At 61.3% G+C, this 21,798-nt stretch carries 20 protein-coding genes and 2 pseudogenes; 9 read left to right on the top strand and 13 right to left on the bottom strand.

All coding sequences use genetic code 11. The features are described from left to right. Nucleotides 1-66: 66 nt before the first annotated feature. A complete protein-coding gene (locus QF036_RS12870) occupies nt 67-558 on the bottom strand; it encodes an SDR family NAD(P)-dependent oxidoreductase (protein ID WP_373460140.1) in 492 nt (163 codons plus the stop codon). Nucleotides 559-600: 42 nt separating this feature from the next. Here QF036_RS12870 and QF036_RS25350 point away from each other — a divergent pair. Next, nucleotides 601-777, top strand: a pseudogene (locus tag QF036_RS25350) (thiamine pyrophosphate-binding protein); the annotation flags it as partial. 17 nt (nt 778-794) lie between these two features. Here the strand turns inward: QF036_RS25350 and otnC are convergent. From otnC to QF036_RS12890, 4 genes are all read right to left on the bottom strand, one after another. Next, nucleotides 795-1,424 carry a 3-oxo-tetronate 4-phosphate decarboxylase gene (gene otnC / locus QF036_RS12875; protein ID WP_307102378.1) on the bottom strand — a complete coding sequence of 210 codons (630 nt, stop codon included), beginning with the start codon at nt 1,422-1,424 and terminating at the stop codon, nt 795-797. Further along, nucleotides 1,421-2,707, bottom strand: coding sequence for a 3-oxo-tetronate kinase (otnK, locus tag QF036_RS12880; RefSeq protein WP_307102380.1), 1,287 nt, complete (start codon nt 2,705-2,707; stop codon nt 1,421-1,423). Before otnK ends, otnC begins: the two co-directional genes overlap by 4 nt. Before the next feature lie 30 nt (nt 2,708-2,737). After that, nucleotides 2,738-3,466 (bottom strand): aspartate/glutamate racemase family protein, encoded by a 729-nt coding sequence (locus QF036_RS12885; protein ID WP_307102383.1) that lies wholly within the window; start codon nt 3,464-3,466, stop codon nt 2,738-2,740. A 159-nt stretch (nt 3,467-3,625) separates the two neighbouring features. Next, entirely contained in the window at nt 3,626-4,528 is a 903-nt protein-coding gene (locus QF036_RS12890) for a LysR family transcriptional regulator (RefSeq protein WP_307102386.1), read from the bottom strand. Between the two features lie 232 nt (nt 4,529-4,760). Here QF036_RS12890 and QF036_RS12895 point away from each other — a divergent pair, with 232 nt between their 5' ends. From QF036_RS12895 to QF036_RS12925, 8 genes and pseudogenes are all read left to right on the top strand, one after another. After that, nucleotides 4,761-5,237, top strand: coding sequence for an FAD-dependent oxidoreductase (locus tag QF036_RS12895; protein WP_307105907.1), 477 nt, complete (start codon nt 4,761-4,763; stop codon nt 5,235-5,237). Nucleotides 5,238-5,420: 183 nt separating this feature from the next. After that, a pseudogene (locus QF036_RS25355) lies at nt 5,421-5,705 on the top strand (hypothetical protein); the annotation flags it as partial. A gap of 114 nt (nt 5,706-5,819) precedes the next feature. Continuing rightward, on the top strand, nt 5,820-6,254 hold the full coding sequence (locus tag QF036_RS12900; RefSeq protein WP_307102388.1) for a hypothetical protein: 435 nt from the start codon (nt 5,820-5,822) through the stop codon (nt 6,252-6,254). A gap of 554 nt (nt 6,255-6,808) precedes the next feature. Then, nucleotides 6,809-7,483 (top strand): haloacid dehalogenase type II, encoded by a 675-nt coding sequence (locus tag QF036_RS12905; RefSeq protein ID WP_307102390.1) that lies wholly within the window; start codon nt 6,809-6,811, stop codon nt 7,481-7,483. Between the two features lie 480 nt (nt 7,484-7,963). Next, nucleotides 7,964-9,100 carry a phosphotransferase gene (locus QF036_RS12910; protein ID WP_307102392.1) on the top strand — a complete coding sequence of 379 codons (1,137 nt, stop codon included), beginning with the start codon at nt 7,964-7,966 and terminating at the stop codon, nt 9,098-9,100. A gap of 30 nt (nt 9,101-9,130) precedes the next feature. After that, nucleotides 9,131-10,492, top strand: coding sequence for an aspartate aminotransferase family protein (locus QF036_RS12915; RefSeq protein ID WP_307102394.1), 1,362 nt, complete (start codon nt 9,131-9,133; stop codon nt 10,490-10,492). Between the two features lie 87 nt (nt 10,493-10,579). Continuing rightward, complete coding sequence (locus QF036_RS12920; protein WP_307102396.1) at nt 10,580-11,506, top strand: ABC transporter substrate-binding protein; 927 nt, start codon at nt 10,580-10,582, stop codon at nt 11,504-11,506. Nucleotides 11,507-11,681: 175 nt separating this feature from the next. Further along, on the top strand, nt 11,682-12,809 hold the full coding sequence (locus QF036_RS12925) for an ROK family protein (protein WP_307102398.1): 1,128 nt from the start codon (nt 11,682-11,684) through the stop codon (nt 12,807-12,809). 547 nt (nt 12,810-13,356) lie between these two features. Here the strand turns inward: QF036_RS12925 and QF036_RS12930 are convergent. The 8 genes from QF036_RS12930 to QF036_RS12965 all read right to left on the bottom strand — a co-directional run bounded on the left by QF036_RS12930 (nt 13,357) and on the right by QF036_RS12965 (nt 21,719). Next, nucleotides 13,357-14,019, bottom strand: a complete 663-nt coding sequence (locus QF036_RS12930) for a GntR family transcriptional regulator (protein ID WP_307102399.1) — start codon at nt 14,017-14,019, stop codon at nt 13,357-13,359. A gap of 158 nt (nt 14,020-14,177) precedes the next feature. Continuing rightward, nucleotides 14,178-15,632, bottom strand: a complete 1,455-nt coding sequence (locus tag QF036_RS12935) for an NAD-dependent succinate-semialdehyde dehydrogenase (protein WP_307102401.1) — start codon at nt 15,630-15,632, stop codon at nt 14,178-14,180. After that, nucleotides 15,629-16,861, bottom strand: coding sequence for an N-methyl-L-tryptophan oxidase (solA, locus tag QF036_RS12940; protein ID WP_307102403.1), 1,233 nt, complete (start codon nt 16,859-16,861; stop codon nt 15,629-15,631). Before solA ends, QF036_RS12935 begins: the two co-directional genes overlap by 4 nt. Further along, nucleotides 16,862-17,629, bottom strand: coding sequence for an amino acid ABC transporter ATP-binding protein (locus tag QF036_RS12945; protein WP_307102405.1), 768 nt, complete (start codon nt 17,627-17,629; stop codon nt 16,862-16,864). Continuing rightward, the gene (locus QF036_RS12950; RefSeq protein ID WP_307102407.1) at nt 17,626-18,522 is read right to left on the bottom strand and encodes an amino acid ABC transporter permease; all 897 of its coding nucleotides are present in this window, start codon (nt 18,520-18,522) and stop codon (nt 17,626-17,628) included. The genes QF036_RS12945 and QF036_RS12950 overlap by 4 nt, the downstream gene beginning before the upstream one ends. A 47-nt stretch (nt 18,523-18,569) precedes the next feature. Continuing rightward, nucleotides 18,570-19,496 (bottom strand): ABC transporter substrate-binding protein, encoded by a 927-nt coding sequence (locus tag QF036_RS12955; RefSeq protein WP_307102409.1) that lies wholly within the window; start codon nt 19,494-19,496, stop codon nt 18,570-18,572. Between the two features lie 46 nt (nt 19,497-19,542). Continuing rightward, nucleotides 19,543-20,949 (bottom strand): NAD(P)/FAD-dependent oxidoreductase, encoded by a 1,407-nt coding sequence (locus QF036_RS12960; RefSeq protein ID WP_307102411.1) that lies wholly within the window; start codon nt 20,947-20,949, stop codon nt 19,543-19,545. Between the two features lie 35 nt (nt 20,950-20,984). Next, entirely contained in the window at nt 20,985-21,719 is a 735-nt protein-coding gene (locus tag QF036_RS12965) for an SDR family NAD(P)-dependent oxidoreductase (protein ID WP_307102413.1), read from the bottom strand. Nucleotides 21,720-21,798: the final 79 nt, after the last annotated feature.

Below are 21,798 nucleotides of genomic sequence, written 5' to 3' on the forward strand. Positions count from 1 at the left end.
GTCAGTTCGAGCCCGGTTCGTAGTGCCGTGGCCATGATTGAGTCAGGGGCACGGCACTGCCGTTTTCTAGGCTTTGTTCAGGGCAAGTTGTGGGTAGATAGCTCCGATGGGGGAGCTAAGTCCGGCCTTGAGCCGTACGGAGGTTTCGTCGGAACCCTCGTACTCGCCGGCTTCGACGGCGTCCATTACGGTGCGTACGAGATCGGCCGGGTCCATTTTGGGCCCGGCGGCCTGCGCAGCCATCGCGGTGTCGACATACTCGACGTGGACGCCCACCACATGGACCCTGGCGGGGGCGAGTTCCAGGCGCAACGAGTTGGTGGCCGACCAGAGGGCAGCCTTGGTGGCGCTGTAAATGCCACCAACGGCATACCAGCTCACTGCGGAGTGGAAGTCGATAATCACCGATTCATCATTCGCGGACAGGATCGGCGCGAAAGCGCGGGCGAGGAACAACGGGCCGAGGAAGTTCGTCTCGACATTGGTCCGGATTTCCGCATCGGTATGGGTGAGGATGCCCGCGCTGGCCACGGAGGCTCCGGCGTTGTTGATCAACACCGTGACGTCCCCGGCGGCCTCGACTGCTGCCTGGATGGAGGCATCGCCGCGATTGCGCGTGGCTATGGGGCGGCCGCGGTCACGGTCCGTCGTGTGGCCGATCTGGCAGCTGTTGAAGAGTGGCTGGCAGGGCCGCGCGATGTGCCGCTGGTCATTGATGCGCGCATTGCTTCCGACGGAGGGGCCTGGTGGCTGGCGGAAGCGTTCAAGGGTCACTGAATCCGACCCATCGTCTCCTATGTGCACCTTGCCGAGAGTTGGGCGACATGGGCGGGTTGGAGGGGGCGCGTCGCGCGGCCTTGGAGGAGAAAGAACAGTCGTGCTGTTTCTTCCACTTCCTCAACAGCGTCCGCAGCTTGCGGCAGGGAAGGCGCGGAAACGATCGGCCCGTGGTTCGCCAGCAGCAGGGCCCGGCTCGATGCTGCGGCTTTTTGGGCAGCCTCGGCCAAACCTTGGTCTCCGGGTGCGAAGTATGGCAACCGGACCAGCCGTCCGACCCTCATGACAAAGTAGGCCGTCAAGGGTGGCAGAACGTCATCGTCGTCCACGTCATCCAGGCACGAAAGGGCGGTGGCGTAGGTGGAATGCAGACGGACTGCGGCATGATCCTGCGGTCTCGCCCGATACATGGCCAAGTGCAGGAACGCCTCTTTGGACGGGCGGGCTCCGGCCAGGTGTTCGCCGGTGTCGGAGACCATGGCCAGATCGTCTGTCCTGAGTTCGCCCAGGGAGGCGTTGGTGGGGGTGACCAGCATTCCGGCTCCCACACGCAGGCTGAGGTTTCCGGATGTTCCCCTGGTTAGTCCTCTTTGGTGCAGGGACCTGGCCAGTCGAACGAGTTCGTCGCGGCTGTCCGTGTCGGTCACCGGTTGTGTTCCCAGGCGTCTAGGAAGAGTCCCGGCTTTCCGAGGTTCCCGGATTTGAGCAGGATGGACAGTCCGGGGTTAGTTTCCGTTTTCAGCCATGGCACTCCAGGAGAGACTTCCCTGCCGACATGGGCTGTGGTGATGCCGAGCCTGCGGACAATAGCGCCGGAGGTTTCTCCGCCGGCGACGATAAGTTGTCGGCAGCCCAGGGCAACGAGCCCTTCGGCGATCGCGGAGAGGCTGTCTTCGGTTATCTCCGCGGCGCGGGCCTGACCAAGTTGCTTTTGCGCTCTCGAGACTTCCTCTGGAGAGGCGGTGGAATGGATAAGGACGGGGCCGTTGGCAAGATTTTCGCGCGCGAACAGCAGCGCTTCGCCGACGACGTCGTGGCCTTCTGCAATTGCGACGGGGTCGACCAGGAAGCAGGGGCGGGACTGGCGGAATGTGTCGATCTGGACGTTCGTCATCTCCGAGCAGCTGCCGGCGACGACCGCGGCCGGGCCCGCTGGCCTGGTAGCGCCCGCCGGTTCTGGTTGGACCTGGAACCCGCGGGCAGCCGCCAGCCCTCCGACCAGTCCTGATCCGCCGGTGATAAGGGGGTGATCGATCACTGCAGCGCCCAGCGTAGCCAGGTGGCGGTCACTAAGGGTGTCGACGACGGCGTACTCCCTACCTTGGCCACTCAGGGTCTGGAACTGGGATTGAACTGCGGGAGCACCGGATTCTATGACGCTATAGCTGACGTGGCCCACGTAGTTTTTGGTTTGGGCCTGGAGCAGCCGGGGCACGCGCGAATCGGTCATCGGGGTCAGCGGATGGTTGCGCATGGATGATTCCTGCAGGAGGCTCGGCCCTGCGAAGAGCACACCGTTGTACACGGTCCGCCGCAGTGCCGGGGTTGCGGGAGCGACGACTGTGATCTGGCCGGCAGGGACAAACTCGTTGCGGAGGGCGTCGGCCACCGGACCGATGTTGCCTTCCGGGGTTGAATCGAACGTGGAGCAGTATTTGAAGTAGAGCTGCTGAACGCCTCGGGATTTGAGGGCGCGTGCCGCCGCCAGAGACTCTACTACAGCCTCGGCGGCGGGCACGCTGCGGGTCTTCAGGGAAACGACTATGCAGTCAACGTCGTGCAGCTGCACCGACGGATCGGGGATGCCGAAAGTCTGCACTACCCGCATCCCGGCGCCCACCAAAGTGCCGGCGACGTCGGAGGCTCCGGTGAAGTCGTCGGCGATAACTCCCAGCCATGGGACATTCGCTGTCATTTCAGTGTTTGACATAGTCGGATCCTTCTCGGGTAATGACGTTATTTATGAGTCTTTGGAAGGGAAAACAGTGCTGAGCTGGGTCATCCCGGAGTCGGGGGAAGTAAGGACGATGGGCCCTCCGGGCTGGTCCTGGGTGTGTCCAATGACGCGGGCCATGGACGCTTGGGCGAGCACAACGACATCGCACTCCGCAGTCAACTCAGAGAATGCTGCGAGCACGAAACCGTCATGCATGGCGCGGTCACCTGCGCGCAAGGCGTTGAAGGCGCCGTCGACTATTTTGGCGGTGATGATGGGCGTTTTGTTCCGTCTTTTGGCTGAATCCTGGACGAGCCTGGTGGTGGGTCCAAGAGTCGCAGGCAGGGTCGCGAGCACCCCGATCCTGTCGCCGGTTAGTACGGCGAGCTCAGCCATAGGAGTGTCGATGCGCAGGACAGGGATGGAGACAAAGTCCTGGACGGCGGTTGCGGCTTCGCCGATGGAGGAGCAGCTCACCAACAATGCCTGGGCACCTGATTCCTCGGCGTAGCGGGCATAATTGACCAGCCGTCGTCGAACATGTCCTGGCGTTGTTCCCTTGGCAATGGTGTCGTGGAGCAATGACTCATCCACGAAGTGCATGACGCGGAGGCCGGGAACCGTGCCCGCGGCCAGGGTTTCCATGTCCGCTACCAGGCCGGGGACCGTGTGCAGCATTGCAAGCACCGGAGTGTTGATCATGTCCTGGGCTGCCACGGCAAGGGGATCGATTGTCTTCCAGGATGAGTTCATGATCTTCTTTCTGTCGTTTGTGCCGAGCCAGTGAAGCCAGCGTACGAGACAAGAAGATGTCGATTAAGGGCGCATCAGACAATGCATTCTTTCCATCAACGAAATAAGTAGGAGCCGGACTCCAGGTTGACCCAGCGAACCCCTAAACCTCTGACGTCGCTAAGACCCTAGCCTCGCCGCGAGGCCCTGGCGCAGGTGCTCAATGGCCGCGGTGATCCGGCGGGGTGTCCTGGCCGTCGCGGGGTAGAGAGCATAAATGTCGGCGCTGGGCGTCTCGACGTCCGGGAGGACCTGCTGAAGTACTCCCCGCTGGATCAGCGGGTCGACGTGCCACGTGGAGCGCATGATCAAGCCGAGGCCCTGGACGCACCAGTCGGTCACCACATCCCCGTCGTCGCTGATCATGCTGCCCTTGACGTCGACGTATTCATGCCCCTTCTCGCCAAGGCGCCACAGTGAGTAGTCGGCGTTGTTTTCACGCAGGACGATGCAGTTGTGCCGTTCCAGGTCCCTAATGGTCCTCAGCGGCGGGGCGCTGTCGATGTAGCTGGGCGCCGCGCACACGATCCTTCGGTTCCGCGCCAGGAGTTTTGCCTTGAGCCTGGAGTCCGACAATGCTCCGACCCGGATGGCGATGTCGAAACTCGTACCCGAGATGTTCAAGGGCAGCGGTGAGAGCTCCAGGTCTATCTGCATCAACGGGTGCTGCCGGACGAACTCCCCCAGCAGCGGCGCAATGTGCTTACGGCCGATCCCTAGGCTCGAATGCACACTAATGCGCCCCTTGAGCTCACCATGCTGCATGGACAGTGTGTCTTCGAGATCAGTTTTCTGCTGCAGGATGGACAAGGCGCCTGTCGCATAGCGCTGCCCCTCTTCGGTGAGGGTCAGGCGACGGGTGCTGCGCCGGACCAGCGGCACCCCTAGCCGCGTCTCAAGCGCGGCAAGGCGTTTGCTCACCGCCGACACCGACTTTCCCCAGTTCCTGGCCGCTTCAGTAAGGCTGTGGGAACGGGAAATCTGTTCAAAGAACTCCAAATCATCGATCGATGTAAGGTCCATCTCCTGCTTCTTTCGTTTTTGGAAACAATGCATTGTCTCACGGGCCCTTAATCAGCAGTTTCTTGTGTCTACGCTGAAATCACTGGAAACACAGCCGACGGTAGTGCCCTTCAGGGGCAGACCCGGGATCGGGGCAACGGCGTGCAATAAGGGAAAGCAAAGGTAAAAGGATGACTGCACTCGAAACCGACGTCGTAATTGTCGGAGTTGGCTCGGTAGGAAGCATGGCGAGCTGGCAGCTCGCCTCCCGGGGTCAGCGGGTCATTGGAGTAGACAGGTTTTCGATCCCCGGCCCTTCTCTGCCTATGCCGGCGAATCACGCCTTTTCCGCAAGGTATACGCGGAAGGCGGGCATTACACACCCCTTCTGCAGAGGTCACAGGACCTGTGGCGTGATCTGGAGAAAATCAGCGGAACCCGGCTGCTCAACACGACGGGCGCTGTCACGATATACGACGAGCACAATCCGCGGTTGGCATCGCTCCTTGCAGCCGGGAAAGACAATGGCCTTGACTACGAGTTACTCCGGGGCGACCAGGCCAGGGCAAAGTATCCCGCACATGTGATCAGGGACACAGAAGTCACAATCTTTGATCCAGAGGGAGGCTACCTCAATTCAGAGAAGGCCGTGACCGCCGCGCTCGTGGAGGCTACACGGCTTGGTGCCAAGTTCCTGGGAAACCGGAAACCGGAAAGCGCACAGCGTTGAGCCGTACGGTGACCGGTACATCGTCCGGACCGATCAAGAAGAAATCATCGCCTCCCGAGTGATCGTCTCGCCGGGCACCGGTGCGGGAGCAGTTTACAAGGAACTTGGGGTTCACCTTTCAGTCCTGCCGCAGATCCTGACATGGTCCCCGCTGTGTACCCATCAGTATTCAGCAGGGAAGACATGCCGGTCTTCCTCAGGAGGGCGGAGGAAGACGGACGGCCGGACAAAGCCCAGCTCTACGGGTTCCCGAGCGCTGACGGTTGGACGGTGAAAGTAGTCGGGAGCGTATATCTGGACGAGGTTGAGTCCATGGAGAAGCCTCCTACTTGGGATCCTAAGCATTTGGACAGCATCCGGGCATGGGTCCGCGAATTCATTCCGGAACTGATTCCGGAGCCGGTACGGGTTGCTGTCTGTGCGGACGGTCATTTACCTGACGCGACCGGGCTGTTGGGGACGGTTCCCGGAATGGAAGGCATCATTGTGGCGACCGGATTCTCCGGTCACGGCTTCAAGACTACAAGCCCTACGAGCAGATCCTTCAGAGTGCCTTTGACCGCGCATGCAAGCGGTTTGGCATTGGGTCGACCCCCGGTGCGGGCGGAGCTCGCTGAGGCTGTACGCAACGCCGTTGCCCACGAGGACGTGCCGGCTGCGCTGAAGCTCCAGGGCGACAACTACAAGCTGGTGGCTCTGTCCAACGCGGACGACAGCTTCCTGGACATCAGCATTCCCAAGCTCGGTGCAGAGTGGCACGCCGTGTTTACCGCCGAGCAGGCCGGCGCCTACAAGCCGCGCCTGCAGGCGTTTGAGTACATGCTGGACACCCTGAACGCAAAGCCTGAGGACTTCCTGCATGTCTCCTCGCACCCACTGTACGACCACATCCCGATGTACAACCTGGGTTTCCGGGACCTTGTCATGCTGGACCGTGGCGCTGAACCCTTCGCCGAGGGCTACAACATCTTCACTGTTAAGTCCCTGGACGAGCTGAACAAGCACCTCGGTCTCTAAGGTGACATTTTCCACTCCCAAGAAGCCTGCCAGCAATTGCTGGCAGGCTTCTTGAATTATCCGGAATTCCGCCTGGTTTCCTGCATCCTGTCCGTTCCCCAACGAAAGCCGCAGACGGCGAAATGCCGATTCGGCAGTTCCGACGTCGGCACGGGGCCTTTCCTCCTTGGCGGCTGTTGGCGGCTGTTCTGCTTCTTGATGGTGGGTGCGGGGGGGAGGGGGCATGACGTGTGGGATTTTTACCGTGATGTCCGGAAGCGAGTCACTGCTGCCTGCTAGTCTTCATGTCCGTTCATTGCCGGCCTGTTGGATGACTGCATGACCGAATGAGTCGCCCGCCGGCATGGGCTCTCTTAGCCACGCGAGGAGATATTCGGTTGGTCCTTCCTGAGAGCGAGTTTTCAAAGAAAAGTTGTTGACAATCTACACTCCGGCATTTAGATTCATAGTGAATCAAAATTATCGGCAGCTCGGTCACAACGGATAGCAGACGCTGACAAACGACCGAGCTTCTTCTGACTCCTCACGAAACACCCTCAACGACGGGACCAACCATGGCTACAACCAACGTCCGGCCGAAGTACATCTCTTTTGATATCTACGGCACACTGATCAACTTCGATATTGACCCGACCACGCGTCGCCTGCTGGATGGCCGCATCTCTGATGAGCAGTGGCCTGCCTTCAAGAAGCAGTTCCGCGGGTATCGGTTCGACGAGGTCCTTGGCGACTACAAGCCCTACGAGCAAATCCTTCAGGATTCCTTTGACCGCGTGTGCAAGTACTGGGGCATCGGGCCGACCGAGGGTGCCGGAGCAGCGTTCGCTGAGGCGGTACGCGGCTGGGTTGCCCACGAGGACGTGCCGGCTCCGCTGAAACTCATGGGCGACAACTACAAACTCGTGGCTCTGTCCAACGCGGACACGAGCTTCCTGGACATCAGCATTCCCAAGCTCGGCGCAGATTTCCACGCCGTGTTGACCGCTGAGCAGGCCCAGGCCTACAAGCCCCGCTACCAGGCGTTCGAGTACATGCTGGACACCTTGAACGCCAAGCCGGAGGACTTCCTGCACGTCGCCTCGCACACACGCTACGACATGCATCCGATGCACGACATGGGCTTCCGGAACCTCGTTGTGTTGGACCGTGGCTATGACCCCATCACCGAGGGCTACGACTACACCACCGTTAAGTCTCTGGACGAGATCAACAAGCACCTCGGTCTCTAACCGTTCCTGATGCAAAGCGTCTTCGAAATATGAAATGGTTCTCAAAGACTGATGGCAAACTTGCCGTTACCGGGTTCGAAGCCGCGTCTCCCGCCCACGGCCGTAGTGCCGTGGGCGGGTCACCCACCTGTTGCACATGCTCTTCCGCGGCAACCCCGGCTCCTACTCCATCCTTGAACGCTCCCGGCCTGCGAACCGGCCGTGCAGTCACTGCGGCGGTCCGCCGTCGACGCCTTCCCGGACCTCTACACCAAGGACAGCCACCCCCCCTCCTCGGCCGGCTCGCCGAAGGCGGCGGAATCTACTGTGCCACCGGGTTCTCCGGCGCCGGCTTCAAAAACGCCACCGGATTCGGCGAAACTGCCGCCCACGAAGCCCTCGACAAACAAACCGCCTAGGGTCTGGACCTCGTCCGGCCCGAGCGTTTCAGTTCACGCCAGCCGGCCTCCTGATTTTTCCTTCGACTATTGAAAGGGTGAGATGAGTCCCTCATTTGATCCCAGCGCGGTTGATACCGGCCTGGCCCGGACCATCAGCGCCAGCCGCGGCCAGGTAGCCCAGCGTGCCAGTAGCGTCTCTGCGTTCATCGATGCCGTCGCATCGGAGAGTGGACTCCTGGCAGCGCAGCCCCAGCTCGCTGACCAGACTGTCTTGGAGCTCCTTGCGCAGTCCTACGGCCTGAAGGGGACGCTAGTCCGGATTCCCACCGAGAAGGATGAAACTTTCCGCCTCCGAAACGGAGAAGATACCTATCTTGTGAAAGTGTCCTCGCCGGATGAGGATCCGGCGATCGTTCAGCTTCAGACGGCATGCATGGAGCATGTGGCACGGACTGCACCTGAACTTCCGGTCCAGCGTCTTGTCAGGAGCCTTTCCGGAGCTCCGCAAGTCCTCATCCCGGTACCTGTTGGACCTTTTGATCGCGTGCTTCGGGTGATGCGCTTCATACCTGGAAATTTGCTGGCCAACCAAACGCCGTCGGCTAGTCGGCTTCAGTTGGTGGGCTCAAGCCTTGCCCGCCTGGGCCTTGCGTTGCAGGACTTCGATCATCCTCGTGCCGATCGTTTGCTCCTTTGGGATCTCAAGCACTTTCACCGGATGCGGCCCCTGCTTGCCTATGTCGAAGAGAAGCAGAAACGCCTTCTGGCTGAAGAAATTTTCGATCAGTTCGACGAGAAAGTGGTGCCGCTTCTGGACACCCTTACCTCTCAGGTGGTGCACGGGGATTTCAGTCCGTTCAATGTCATTGTTAACCCGGACAGGCCGGACTACGTGACCGGGATTATCGACTTCGGCGACGTCGTGCGGACTCCCGTGATCTTCGACATCAGCGTCACCATGGCCAACCTTCTGGGAGCAGACCCGGCCAGTCCATGGGAGCACGCGCTTCAGGTCGTGGATGGCTATTGGAGTATCCGTCCGCTGCCCGACCAGGAGTTCGAGGCCCTGATCGTCTCAGCCCAGGCCCGCCTCCTCCTGCGAGCCCTGATAACGCAGTGGCGGGCAAGCCAATTGCCTCAGAGACGCGATTATCTCCTCTCCCACTCGAAGCCGGACTGGCACCGGCTCGCCTCCGCAGCTGCGGCCCCTGCACCAAAACTGCCTTCCGCACCCTGAACCAGACGCACTACCCGTCAAGGAGAAATTATGAGCACTACACCCCTAACCATCCGCAAGTCGTCCAGAGCCATGATCAATGGTTTTGATCCCAACCGCCTCGGTGAGCTCCCGGATCAGATGCAGAAGAACATTCGACGCCGGGACCAGAGCCTCGGGCCCGGATACCGGCTGTTCTACGACACCCCCCTGGAAATCGTCCGCGGCAAGGGCGTCACCTTGTTTGACCGGGAAGGAAATGACTATCTCGACGTTTACAACAACGTCCCCTCTGTCGGTCACGCCCACCCGCGTGTCATAGCGGCTGTCCACGAACAGATGCAGACCCTGAACACCAACACCCGTTATGTTCAGGAATCCATCCTCGATTATTCGGAGCAGCTTCTTTCCACGTTCCCCGCCGAGCTTGGCCATGTCATGTTCACGTGCACCGGGTCCGAAGCAAATGACCTCGCCATGCGCGTCGCAAAATACGCAACCGGAAACCAGGGCATCATCGTCACCTCCGGCGCGTACCACGGTTTAACAACAGAAGTAGCGTCCTTCTCGCCGTCCTTGGGCGCGGGTGTGCCCCTGGGTGCGAACGTGCGGGTCATCGACGCGCCGGACGCCCTGCGGTACTCATCGGATCAAGGGTCGCTGGAGGATCACCTGCGGAACCAGGTGCGTGCCGCCATCGCCGACCTTCACCGGCACGGCATCGGAGTGGCGGCCTTTATCGCCGACAGCATCTTCTCCTCCGACGGTGTCTTCGCCGGCCCGGCAGGCTTCCTGCGTCCCATCGTTGAGGAAATCCATGCTGTGGGCGGCCTTTACATCGCCGATGAAGTCCAGCCGGGCTTCGGCCGTACCGGTGAGGAATGGTGGGGCTTCCAGCGTCACGGGATCGTTCCGGACATCGTGACCATAGGCAAACCCATGGGCAACGGGATCCCGGTGGCGGCAGCCATCTTCAAGCCCGAATTGCTTGTGGAGTTCGGGAAGAACATCCGCTACTTCAACACCTTCGGCGGGAATTCAGTAGCTATCGCGGCGGCTCAGGCCGTCCTGGATGTTATCCGTGAGGAATCACTCATAGAAAATGCCCGAAAGGTCGGCGAAAAAATCCTCACCGGGCTGAAGGACCTCACTCAGGACCTGGACCAGGTTGCAGAAGTCCGCGGAAGCGGCTTCTTCATCGGTGTCGACCTTGTCACTGATCGATCCACACTCTCACCCGACGGGAAGGCCGCTGCCAGCATCGTCAACGCCCTCCGCCAGGACCGGATTCTCATCTCAGCCTGTGGTGCCCAGGGCAATGTCCTGAAACTCCGCCCCCCAATGCCGTTCTCCAGTGATGATGCCGATCGCCTGCTCGAAGCAATGGGCCGTGCCTTTAAGGCACTGCGATAGGCCCGAACAGGGCGCGGGGGAGTCTTACGGAACGAGCTCACTCATTCAGCGGATTACGTCAGCTGGAACCATTTGAAGGGAAGCACCATGAAGACCAGAAACAAGATCCAGACGGCGGCCGCGGGACTTGCTGTCCTGCTGGCCCTGAGTGCCTGTGGCGGCGCGGCAACGGGCACTGAAGAGACGGACATTCCGAAGACGCAGAACACCCGTGACATCTCAGAGGGTGTCCAGCCTGATGCTGCCGCGGTGGCGCTACTGCCCGAGTCCTACAAGGCCAAGGGCGAACTGACGGTGGCGATGGATCTGAGCTCCCCGCCGATGACGTTCCTGGCCGAGGACAACACCACCCCCATCGGCGTGAACCCCGACCTCGCCCGCCTGGTGGCCAAAAAGCTGGGCCTGAAACTGAAGTTCGAGAACACGGCGTTCGACACGATCATTCCCGGCATTGACGGCGGCCGGTACGACTTCACCGCCACCACCATGTCCGCCACCGAAGAGCGGCTCAAGGTCCTGGACATGATCAACTACCTCAAGGGCGGCTCGGCTGTCGCGGTAGCCGCCGGCAACCCGCTCAAACTGACCAACGACACGCTCTGCGGCAAGAACATTGCCGTGACCAAGGGCTCCACACAGCAACTGAAGCACCTGCCCAACGTCTCGAAATGGACCTGTGAGGAAAAGGGACAGCCGGCCATCAACGCCGTGACGCTGCCCAATGTCCAGGAGGCCCTGACGCAGCTGGACTCCAAGCGGATCGACGGGGTCTTCTACGACGCCAGTGCCCTGGCCTGGGCACAGGTCCAGCAACCCAACCACTTCAGCGTCCTGGAGCCGAGGATGGATACCCGCACGAACACCAACTGCGCCATGGGGCTGAAGAAGGGATCACCTCTGACACCAGCCCTGCAGAAGGCAATCCAGTCCGTTCTGGAAACCCCGGAATACAAGAAGTCCCTGGAGTACTGGGGCATGGGCGAATCAGCCATCACTGAAGCCGCGATCCGCTAGCCGGTGCCCGGATGGTGCAAACGAGTTCACAAGGAAGTGAAAGCGTGCGGCCTCATATCCATCCGGGACCCAGCCAAGGCTGTACTGGTCACCGTCCAACTGACCCCTACGCCCCCGAGGGCGGGGCAACCCCTTCAGCTCCCGGTTTCGGTCTGAGACTCATTAAGGTTGTGCCATGAGTACCTACCCCACCGCACGTGACTTCAACAAGGCTTCGGTCCTGGATGCGGTCCTTTCAGAGGCGCCTTTGACGCGCAGCAGGCTGATCGAACTGACGCGTTTAAGCCAGGCGACTGTGTCTCGGAAGGTAGAAGAGCTCCTTATTGACGGCTTAGTCATCGAACAGGGAGTCGATGCCGTTGTGCGCCGCGGTCGGCGCTCCACATATCTGGATGTACCTGGCGCGGCAGGGCATATCGTCGGTATCTCTTTGGGCGCGCGAACCACCGGTGTCCTGGTAACAGACTTGAGAGGTCGTGAGGTTAGGCGCGTAGTCGTTCCCAGCCTTGAGGAGGGCCGAGTTGAAAGCACTGCCGAGTGGCTGGTGGACTTGATTGAGGAGGCCAATGAAGCCGCAGAGGGCCCATTGCGCCAAATCGTCGCCGCGCTCCCCGGCCATGTGCGGAACGGCGCCAAACAGTCCGGCACACCGGCAAACCGTCCTCTCATCGATTCTCTTCTCCAGAATTCTCTCGAAGTTCGATTGAAGGCTCCCGTGATCCTTGAAAGCGATGCCAGTGCCTCGCTGCGGGCGATCCTCAAGGAAGACGCGAGCATAGGGAACGCTGCTTTGTTCATGGCTAGCACGGTGCTCAGCTTTGCTAGTTGTACTGATCATGAGATTGCCCGGGGCCGGACTCCTGCATTCGGTGATCTTGGTGGTGTTCTCTTCTCCGGCGTTGGCAACAAGACCCTCGATGGGCTGCTAAGCACAAAGGGTCTCCTCCAGTTCGCCAACGGACGGGGCCTGGACCTGGAGGGCGTCGAAGCCCTCTGGTCCCCGCCCCAGAAAACGGCGGCCCGAGCGGAAGTGGTGGAGGCGTTCACGACAGCGATCGTGACCGCTGTCGGTGCCGTTGCAGTTACCCTGGACCCGGAGTCCGTGTACTTCGTGGGTCGCTTGAGTCCGCTCGTGGACGAAGTCCTTCCCGAGGCGCGCAGACGACTTGCGGAAAGCCTGCCCATCGTCCCGGAGATCAGGGTCGTGTCGCAAGAGATCGGACTCTCGGTGGCCCGGGGAGCGGCGTTTGCGGGATTGGCCTTGGCCCAGTCCCGGCTCCGGGAATCGATGCTTGAGGACTAAAAGCCTGCAGCTCATGACATCTGGCCAATAGCAAAGATGAAGCCGACGGCGGCGCGGAAGAGTTCATCGGGTTCGCGGCCTCGTTCGGCGCCAATCTTCTGGCGACCAGTCAGCTATGTTTCGGTGCCAGGAAAAGGCGAACAATTTTCGGAACAGGCCTATCGTCGATTGTTGACAATTGATACGCTGGTACCTCAACCGAAAACAGGGTCGGCGTTCGCCGACCCCTCCCCAAAGGACTTGCCATGAAGAAGCGACGCCCGGCACCCCTAAATCGTGAGCTCGTTGAAACATCGCGCACCGGGCACCACTGCCCGACAACAGGATGGTGGACAGTCCCTGAAGATCCGAGACATGCAAGGCTGATTACCGAGGGAGAACTAATGCCTGCCCTGCACGGCACGCCGACGCTCTGGATTCTGCGGGAGACAGCTGGCAGTCATGGTTTTCGACCCATAGCAGACTTGATTGCTAGTTCCTAGGGAAGCTGTTGACCTTCGGCACCCAAACGACGATGTTTGAGGCGCTGCCAGATTCGGGAGTGCGGTTACGCCGGGTCCGGAGTTTGAGCGCTGAGCGCGTCATGGAATTGACTGACTAGTTCCTGTCGGAACCCATCGATGTCACCGTCCAGAGCAAGCCCTGCCAATTTGTCGTGTTCAACGGCGATTGTGTGCAGATCGCTGTACGTACGATGGTCGACCGCAAGGTAGAGACGTAACTTGGTCTCCCAACTGTTCCACAGGCTCTGCAGGGCCGCGTTCCCCGAGAATTCATAGAAGAGCCGGTGGAAGCGAAGATGAGCGTCAATGCTGGCCGGGATATCGTTCATGTCCGTGGCCCGGTACAGTTCCTCGATGGTTTGCTTCAGACGAGGCCGCTCAGAGCCACGCAACGTTGGGGCCGAGAGCTCAGCAGCATAGGGTTCGACAAGGATGCGGATCGATGCGATCTCTGCGACGTCACGAGCGCTCACCTCCACCACGAACGATCCCCGGTAAGGGACCTTCACGACCAGCCCTTCTTCCTCAAGCTTGGTCAACGCCTCACGTAGTGGCGACCTACTGATCCCGAGATCTGCGGCGATGTGCGTCTCGCGCAACTGTTCGCCGGCGGGCACGGTTCCATCCAGGATGGCGGTACGCAGCACGCGGTAAACACCGTCCGGCGTCGTCGTGCGCTGCTCCTGCCACTTGAACTTGCGGTCCATCGTGCCTCCCTTGTCGATTGTCGATTATACAGCTGGACCCGTTTCGCTTGGGTGACCAAGGGAACCCAAGCGCGGGGTTGTCGATCGTCAGCAACCACGGGGTCGTTGCCAAACTCAAGAAGGTTCGAGTCCGGCAACGACCGCCGAGGGCCTTTCAGTTACACGGCCAGCGCTGTGTACTTGTATTCCAGGAATTCCTCAATGCCTACCTTTCCGCCTTCGCGCCCGAGACCGGATTGCTTGACGCCACCAAACGGTGCCGCCGGGTTGGAAACCAGGCCGGTGTTGAGGCCGACCATTCCGACCTCCAGTTCCGCCGAGAACCTCATGCCTTTGTCCAGACTCTCGGTGAACACGTACCCCACCAGGCCCCAATCGGTATCGTTGGCCAGGCGGAGGACTTCGTCCTCGCTGTCGAACGGGGTTATCGCTGCCACCGGCCCGAAGATTTCGGTGGTCATCAGCTCAGAGTCCAGCGCCACATCAACCAGGACGGTGGGGGAGTAGAAGTAGCCGGGGCCTTCCGGGCGGTTTCCGCCGGTCAGTATCCGTGCGCCCTTGTTCACCGCGTCAGCCACCAGGCTTTCGACCTTTTCCAAGCCCTTCCGGTCGATGAGAGGTCCCACGTCGGTTCTTTCCGACGCGCCGTTGCCCACTAGCAGTTCTGACATCTTTTTGGCGAACTTCTCGCTGAATTCTTCGACGACGGAGCGGTGCACGAAGAAGCGGTTGGCGGCCGTGCAGGCCTCGCCCATGTTGCGCATCTTGGCTTTCAGGGCGCCTTCGACGGCTTTTTCGATGTTAGCGTCGGCCAGCACGATGAACGGAGCATTGCCACCAAGTTCCATGGAGGAGCGCATCACGTTGTCCGCTGCCTGCTTTAGGAGAACCTTGCCGACGTCGGTGGAGCCGGTGAAGCTGACCTTGCGGGCGATGCCACTGCGCATCCAGGGATCTACCACGCTGGAGGCGCTGGAGGTGGTGACGACGTTCAGCACCCCGTCGGGAAGGCCGGCATCCCGGAAAATCTCTACCAGGGCGAGGGACGTCAGCGGTGTCAAGGCCGCCGGTTTGAAGACCATGGTGCAGCCGGCGGCGACGGCAGGAGCGATCTTGCGGGCGCCCATGGCGAGCGGGAAGTTCCACGGCGTGACCAGGACACAGGGACCGATCGGTTCCTTGGTGATCATGATCCGGGAGTTGCCATCCGATGAGGTGGTGTGGTCTCCGCCAATACGGACAGCTTCCTCGGAGAACCAGCGGAGCATTTCAGCACCGTAGGCCACCTCGCCCTTTGCTTCTGCGAGCGGCTTGCCCATCTCCGCGGTCATGATTGCTGCGAGCCGATCTGTGTTGGCGATCACCAGTTCAAAGGCGCGTCGAAGAATGTCGCCGCGTTCGCGAGGTGTGGATTTGCTCCACTCTGCCTGCGCACGGCTTGCTGCCTCGATGGCAAGGGCAGCGTCTTCAGGACCGCCGTTGGCAACGTGGGCAATGATCTCGTTCGTAGCGGGGTTCTCCACCGGGAAGGTAGCTGAACTGGCTGCCTTCTGCCAGGCACCGTCGACAAACAGGTCGGTGTGAAGAGTGGTGGGGTCAAAAGAAGTGGTCATGTCACGCTTTCAGTGGTTGTGGAGGAGAATGTGCCGGAGCGATGCAGTCCAGCCACGCTTCCGTTGTTAGGTGGTAGCGGTTGACGGAGGGTCAAGCGCGTCTCGAACCGTTCCGGGCGTACGAAGTCCAGGCCGTCGAAGGAGCTTTTGCCCAGGGCTTCGTGGGCGGCGATCTCGCCGAAGCGGGTGGCGTTTTTGAAGCCGGCGCCGGAGAAGCCGGTGGCAATGTAGATTCTGCTGTCTGGTTTGAGCCGGCCGAGGAGGGGGTTGCTGTCCTTGGTGAAGAGGTCCGGGAAGGCGTCGGAGCGGACGAGGTTGGGGATGAGGCCGGGGAGGAACTCGGTGACGGTTTCGATGGTTTCGGTGATTTCGGCTGTTGAGAGTTCCCGGGGCACGGTGTCGGGGTTGGGTGTTGGTGCGCCGCGGCCGTCCAGGGTGGCTTTGACGGTGACGCCGTCGACGGCGGGTGCCCCATACATGGACCGGTCCTCATGGATCCGGCTGAAGACGGGGAATTTCTCCGGCGTGAATTCGGCGGCGTCGCGGGCGACGAACCAGGTGAGGAAGATCCGCTTGGTTTGGGTTGCGGCTTTGAGGTGGTCGGGCATGAGGCGTTGGGACCAGCTGCCGGAGCAGACGATGACGTTCTCGTAGGTCCAGGACTTTTCGCCGGAGGTGATGAGGACGCCGTCGGTGGTTTCGGTGATGCTGTGGATTGGGGTGTTGGTGTGGATGGTGGCCCCGTTGGCTTGGGCGGCTGCGACGGCTGCGGTGACGGCGCGGTCGGTGCGCAGGGCGCCGGCGTGGGGGTCGTAGACGGCGACGTCGTCGTCCCGGAGGTTGTGCTGGGGGTAGCGTTCGGCCATATCCTCGCGGGTCAGGATCTGGTGCTCTGCTCCAGTGGTCCTGGTGGTGTCGAGGAGGGCTGAGAGGTAGGGGCCGTCGGCGGTTCCGATGGAGAGCCCGCCGCAACGGGTCAGGATGTTCTGGCCGGTTTCGGCTTCGAGTTCGGCCCAGAGGGTCCGGGAGCGTTCCAGGATGGGGTAGTAGCCGGGGTTGCCGCGGTAGATCATGCGGAACAGGCGGGTGTCGCCGCCGACGGCGCTTCGGCCGTGGGCGGGTGCGTGGGCTTCGAACCCGGTGACGGAGTCGGACAGGCGGGAGGCTTGCCAGAGGGCCATGGATCCGATGCTGCCCAGGCCGATGACTGCGAGTTTTCCGTCGGTCATTTAGATCACCTTGTCCAGGAAGGACTGGGTGCGGGGTTCCTTGGGATTGCGGAGGACTTCGCGGGCGTCGCCGCGTTCGACGACGCAGCCGTCGTCCATGAAGATCAGGGAGTCAGCGACTTCGCGGGCGAAGCCCATTTCGTGGGTGACGACGACCATGGTCATGCCTTTTTTGGCGAGGTCCTGCATGACGGCGAGGACTTCGCCGACTTTTTCGGGGTCCAGGGCGGAGGTGGGTTCGTCGAAGAGCATGATCTCGGGGTCCATGGCCAGGGACCGGGCGATCGCGACGCGCTGTTGCTGGCCGCCGGAGAGTTGGGCGGGGTAGTAGTCGCCGAACCCGGCCAGGCCGACGCTGGCGAGCAGTTCGTGCGCCCGTTTTATGGCTTGTTTCTTGTCCTGGCGTTTGACCAGGACGGGGCCGGCCATGATGTTTTCATTCGCGGTCATGTTGGGGAAGAGGTTGAACTGCTGGAAGACCATGCCGACCCGGGTGCGCTGCTCGGCAAGCTTCTTCGGGCGCAGGGCGTGGTAGGCGGTGTCGGTTTCGTAGTAGCCGAAGTCTTCGCCGTTGACTTTCAGGACGCCGGTGTCGACGGTTTCCAGGCCGTTGATGCAGCGCAGGACGGTGGACTTGCCGGAGCCGCTGGGGCCGATGATGCAGCAGATCTCGCCGCTGGCGATGTCCAGGTCGATGTCTTTGAGGACTGTTTTGGGGCCGAAGGACTTGCGGATTTTGCGGGCGTGAATGGTGCCGTCGGTACTCATCGGGCGATACCTTCCGGTGCTGTCAGGACAACCTTTTTCGCCTTCCGGGGAAGCCTGGAGGTTGAACGGGAGTATTTTTGTTCGAGCTTGGATTGCGGGTAGCTCAGGAGAAGGGTCATCACGAGGTACCAGAGGCTGGCGACCAGCAGCAGCGGGATGGTCTCGTAGGTGCGGGCGTAGATGAGCTGGGCGCTTTGGAGCAGTTCGGCGACGCCGAGCACGCTGACCAGGGAGGTTTCCTTGAACATGCCGATGAACTGGTTTCCGGTGGCCGGGATGATCGAGGGCATTGCCTGGGGAATGATGACCTTGCGCATCTTCATTCCCGCGCTCATGCCCAGGGAGTCCGCGGCTTCGATCTGGCCCTTGCCGACGGCGGAGAACCCGCCGCGGATGATCTCGGCCATGTAGGCGGCCTGGTTCAGGGTTAGCCCGATCAGGGCTGCGGTGATCGGGCCCATGATCGCGTTCGTGTCCACGGCCGTGCTGATGTTCGTGAACGGGATGCCGATGGTCAGGTTCGGGTACAGGGCTGAGATGTTGAACCAGAAGATCAGCTGGACCAGGACCGGGGTGCCGCGGAACAAGGTGATGTAGAGGCCCGCGGCGATGGAGACCGGCTTCACGTGAGAGGAGCGCATGACCGCCAGGAAAAGACCCAGCAGGGTGCCCAGGGCCATGCTGGCCAGCGTCAGGAAGATCGTGAGCATCAGCCCGCGCAGGATCGACTCGGCGAAGAAATACTTCCCGACCACGGCCCACTTGAAATTGGGGTTGGTCAGGACGGAGACAAGGATCCCGATGCCGACGAGGATACTGAGGACCCATCCGGCGTACTCCGAGGGAGTCCGAAGCCGAAGACGCGGCTTCAGGGCTGCATCCGTCCCGTTCATTGTCGTTTCACTTCCTTGTGAACTCGTTTGCAACATCCGGGCACCGGCTAGCGGATCGCGGCTTCAGTGATGGCTGATTCGCCCATGCCCCAGTACTCCAGGGACTTCTTGTATTCCGGGGTTTCCAGAACGGACTGGATTGCCTTCTGCAGGGCTGGTGTCAGAGGTGATCCCTTCTTCAGCCCCATGGCGCAGTTGGTGTTCGTGCGGGTATCCATCCTCGGCTCCAGGACGCTGAAGTGGTTGGGTTGCTGGACCTGTGCCCAGGCCAGGGCACTGGCGTCGTAGAAGACCCCGTCGATCCGCTTGGAGTGCAGCTGGGTCAGGGCCTCCTGGACGTTGGGCAGCGTCACGGCGTTGATGGCCGGCTGTCCCTTTTCCTCACAGGTCCATTTCGAGACGTTGGGCAGGTGCTTCAGTTGCTGTGTGGAGCCCTTGGTCACGGCAATGTTCTTGCCGCAGAGCGTGTCGTTGGTCAGTTTGAGCGGGTTGCCGGCGGCTACCGCGACAGCCGAGCCGCCCTTGAGGTAGTTGATCATGTCCAGGACCTTGAGCCGCTCTTCGGTGGCGGACATGGTGGTGGCGGTGAAGTCGTACCGGCCGCCGTCAATGCCGGGAATGATCGTGTCGAACGCCGTGTTCTCGAACTTCAGTTTCAGGCCCAGCTTTTTGGCCACCAGGCGGGCGAGGTCGGGGTTCACGCCGATGGGGGTGGTGTTGTCCTCGGCCAGGAACGTCATCGGCGGGGAGCTCAGATCCATCGCCACCGTCAGTTCGCCCTTGGCCTTGTAGGACTCGGGCAGTAGCGCCACCGCGGCAGCATCAGGCTGGACACCCTCTGAGATGTCACGGGTGTTCTGCGTCTTCGGAATGTCCGTCTCTTCAGTGCCCGTTGCCGCGCCGCCACAGGCACTCAGGGCCAGCAGGACAGCAAGTCCCGCGGCCGCCGTCTGGATCTTGTTTCTGGTCTTCATGGTGCTTCCCTTCGAGGGGGTTCAGGTGAAAGTTTTGGTTGATGGACTATTCGTGAAGTCCAGCGAGTCTGCTGCCGAATTTCGCCAGGAGTGACGTCTTGGTGGAGTCCCTGCGTTCTTCCCATCGGTCAGCAAGTCCGAATAGCCGGTACATGCCGTGGACACCGAGCCAGCGGATGGGTTCAGGTTCCCATTTCCTTGCGCGGTACCCGACCCAGGGAAGTGTCGTGCGTTCTGTTTGTTGTTCGAAAGCCAGTTCCGCGAGAGTCCTACCGCCAACGTAAGCGGCCGTGACGCCGTGTCCTGCGTAACCGGTGGAAGATCCGATCCCGGATGCGTGGTCCCAGTGAACGCCGCCGTTCCAGTCACGCGTAACCCCGAGAACTCCCGACCAGGCGTGGTCCACCTCGAAGTGAATACGGGGGAAGAAGGTACTGAGCTTCTGCGAGATCAGGTCAACGGTGGACTGGGCTGTTGAACCGGCGCCCCCCGTGCCGGACCCAAAGCGGTAGGGAACTCCGCGGCCTCCCATGGTGATACGGCCGTCCGCTGTCCGCTGGGCGTAGATGAAGGTGTGTGCGGAGTCGCTGAGGCACTGGAGCCCGTTCCAGCCGATCTGCTGCCATGCCTCCTCCGACAGCGGCTTGGTCACGATCATTGAGGAATTGATCGGGATCAGGGTCCTGCTGCCAAGCAGCTGTCCCGAATATCCCTCCGTGCAGATGAACGTCTTGGCCGCGGTCATCTGCCCGTTGTCTAGAGTAAGGGCCTTGCCGTCGATGCTGCCTACCCGGCTGCCTTCGTAGATGCTCACCCCCATGGAAGTCAGGGTGTCAGCGAGACCGTAGACAAGTTTCGCCGGATGAAGGCGGGCGCAATGCTTGTAGTAGAGCCCACCATGGACAGTGGAGATGTTGATCTGGCTCTGGAACTCGTTCCGGTCGAGCAAATGGACATCGTCTTCGGTCAACCCATACTTCCAGTCGGTGTCACGCCTGGTCACTAGCCGGCCCAGACCCGCCCTGGTGTGGGCAGCCACGAGCGCACCGCCCTTGTGCTGATCCGCATTGATACCCTCGGCCTGAAGAATATCCAGGACGGAATCGACACCCGCGACAAACTCCTGCTGCAATGCCCTGCTCGCCTGCACGCCGCCCCCGGATGCGCGGGCGAAGGTGGCCCGGTTTCCTGGGGGCATTGCTGAGAGCCAGCCGCCGTTTCGTCCGGAGGCGCCGTAGCCTATCTGTTCTGCCTCAAATACCGCGACCGAGAGTGAGGGCTCGAGTTTCTTGGCGAAGTAGGCGGCCCACAGGCCTGTGTAGCCGCCACCGATAATTGCCAGGTCTACAGAGTCCTGACCCGTGAAGCGGGGGTAGGTTGGCCTGGTGTCCGCGAGCCCGGCCATCCAGAAGCCAAGCTCTCCGTTTCGGGGTGTTGCCGCAAGGGCTGTCATGGTTGTCCTTCGTTGTCTGTGAAGCGTTGAGGAGTTCAGGCGGCGGTGTATCCGCCGTCGACGGGCAGGACCGCTCCGGTGATGTAGGACGATTCCTTCGACGCCATGAAAAGGATGGCGTCGGCGATCTCTTCGGGGGTGGCCAGACGCTGGAGCGGGATCTGGCCCTCGCGCTGGGCGCGGTAGGCCTCGGGGTCTTCCCTGCGCTGGAACGACGCTTCAATGACCGGGGTGACGGTCAACCCTGGTGCGACGACGTTGACCCGGATGTTGCGTGACGCCCATTCGATCGCCGCGCCCTTCGCGAGCATGATCAGGCCTCCTTTGGCCGCGGAGTACAGGACTTCATCGGGCTTGCCAACCATGCCGAGCCGGGAACTGACGAGGACGAACGAGCCTCCCGTAGCGGGCATCACCGGCGCGAAGTGCTTCATCACCAGGAACGAGCTGAGCAGGTTGCTGTGCAGCACGTTCTTCGCGTCCTCGTAGGCCATCTCCGTGAGCGGGCCGCTGACCTGCAGGCCGTGGTTGAGGACGACGACGTCCACGGTGCCGAAGGACTCGGCGGCCTGCCGGGCCAGGCTTTCTACGAACGCCTCGTCGTTAAGGTCTCCCGGGACATATACGTCGTCGGGCTGGGCGCTATCGATGTGCTCCCTGCGGCCGGTGAGCAGCAGACGGGCGCCCTCGCGGCGGAAGTGGGAACATATTGCCTCCCCGATTCCGCTGTTGGCACCGGTGACCAGGGCCGTGGTCTTATCAAGTCTCATGTCAGTCACTCCATCGTGAGGTAGGTTGCTTTGCCTTGCAGGCTGAGGGGACGGACTTCCCGTCCCCTGGGGTCAGTTA

It is taken from the genome of Arthrobacter globiformis, assembly GCF_030817195.1.
Classification (GTDB): Bacteria; Actinomycetota; Actinomycetes; order Actinomycetales; family Micrococcaceae; genus Arthrobacter; species Arthrobacter globiformis_D.

What these genes read in the sequence shown, in the direction of transcription:
- otnK (WP_307102380.1), bottom strand. Translation starts at nt 2,707, where the DNA reads ATGTCAAACACTGAAATGACAGCGAATGTCCCATGGCTGGGAGTTATC.
- QF036_RS12885 (WP_307102383.1), bottom strand. Translation starts at nt 3,466, where the DNA reads ATGAACTCATCCTGGAAGACAATCGATCCCCTTGCCGTGGCAGCCCAG.
- QF036_RS12890 (WP_307102386.1), bottom strand. Translation starts at nt 4,528, where the DNA reads ATGGACCTTACATCGATCGATGATTTGGAGTTCTTTGAACAGATTTCC.
- QF036_RS12905 (WP_307102390.1), top strand. Translation starts at nt 6,809, where the DNA reads ATGGCTACAACCAACGTCCGGCCGAAGTACATCTCTTTTGATATCTAC.
- QF036_RS12910 (WP_307102392.1), top strand. Translation starts at nt 7,964, where the DNA reads ATGAGTCCCTCATTTGATCCCAGCGCGGTTGATACCGGCCTGGCCCGG.
- QF036_RS12915 (WP_307102394.1), top strand. Translation starts at nt 9,131, where the DNA reads ATGAGCACTACACCCCTAACCATCCGCAAGTCGTCCAGAGCCATGATC.
- QF036_RS12920 (WP_307102396.1), top strand. Translation starts at nt 10,580, where the DNA reads ATGAAGACCAGAAACAAGATCCAGACGGCGGCCGCGGGACTTGCTGTC.
- QF036_RS12925 (WP_307102398.1), top strand. Translation starts at nt 11,682, where the DNA reads ATGAGTACCTACCCCACCGCACGTGACTTCAACAAGGCTTCGGTCCTG.
- QF036_RS12930 (WP_307102399.1), bottom strand. Translation starts at nt 14,019, where the DNA reads ATGGACCGCAAGTTCAAGTGGCAGGAGCAGCGCACGACGACGCCGGAC.
- QF036_RS12935 (WP_307102401.1), bottom strand. Translation starts at nt 15,632, where the DNA reads ATGACCACTTCTTTTGACCCCACCACTCTTCACACCGACCTGTTTGTC.
- solA (WP_307102403.1), bottom strand. Translation starts at nt 16,861, where the DNA reads ATGACCGACGGAAAACTCGCAGTCATCGGCCTGGGCAGCATCGGATCC.
- QF036_RS12945 (WP_307102405.1), bottom strand. Translation starts at nt 17,629, where the DNA reads ATGAGTACCGACGGCACCATTCACGCCCGCAAAATCCGCAAGTCCTTC.
- QF036_RS12950 (WP_307102407.1), bottom strand. Translation starts at nt 18,522, where the DNA reads ATGAACGGGACGGATGCAGCCCTGAAGCCGCGTCTTCGGCTTCGGACT.
- QF036_RS12955 (WP_307102409.1), bottom strand. Translation starts at nt 19,496, where the DNA reads ATGAAGACCAGAAACAAGATCCAGACGGCGGCCGCGGGACTTGCTGTC.
- QF036_RS12960 (WP_307102411.1), bottom strand. Translation starts at nt 20,949, where the DNA reads ATGACAGCCCTTGCGGCAACACCCCGAAACGGAGAGCTTGGCTTCTGG.
- QF036_RS12965 (WP_307102413.1), bottom strand. Translation starts at nt 21,719, where the DNA reads ATGAGACTTGATAAGACCACGGCCCTGGTCACCGGTGCCAACAGCGGA.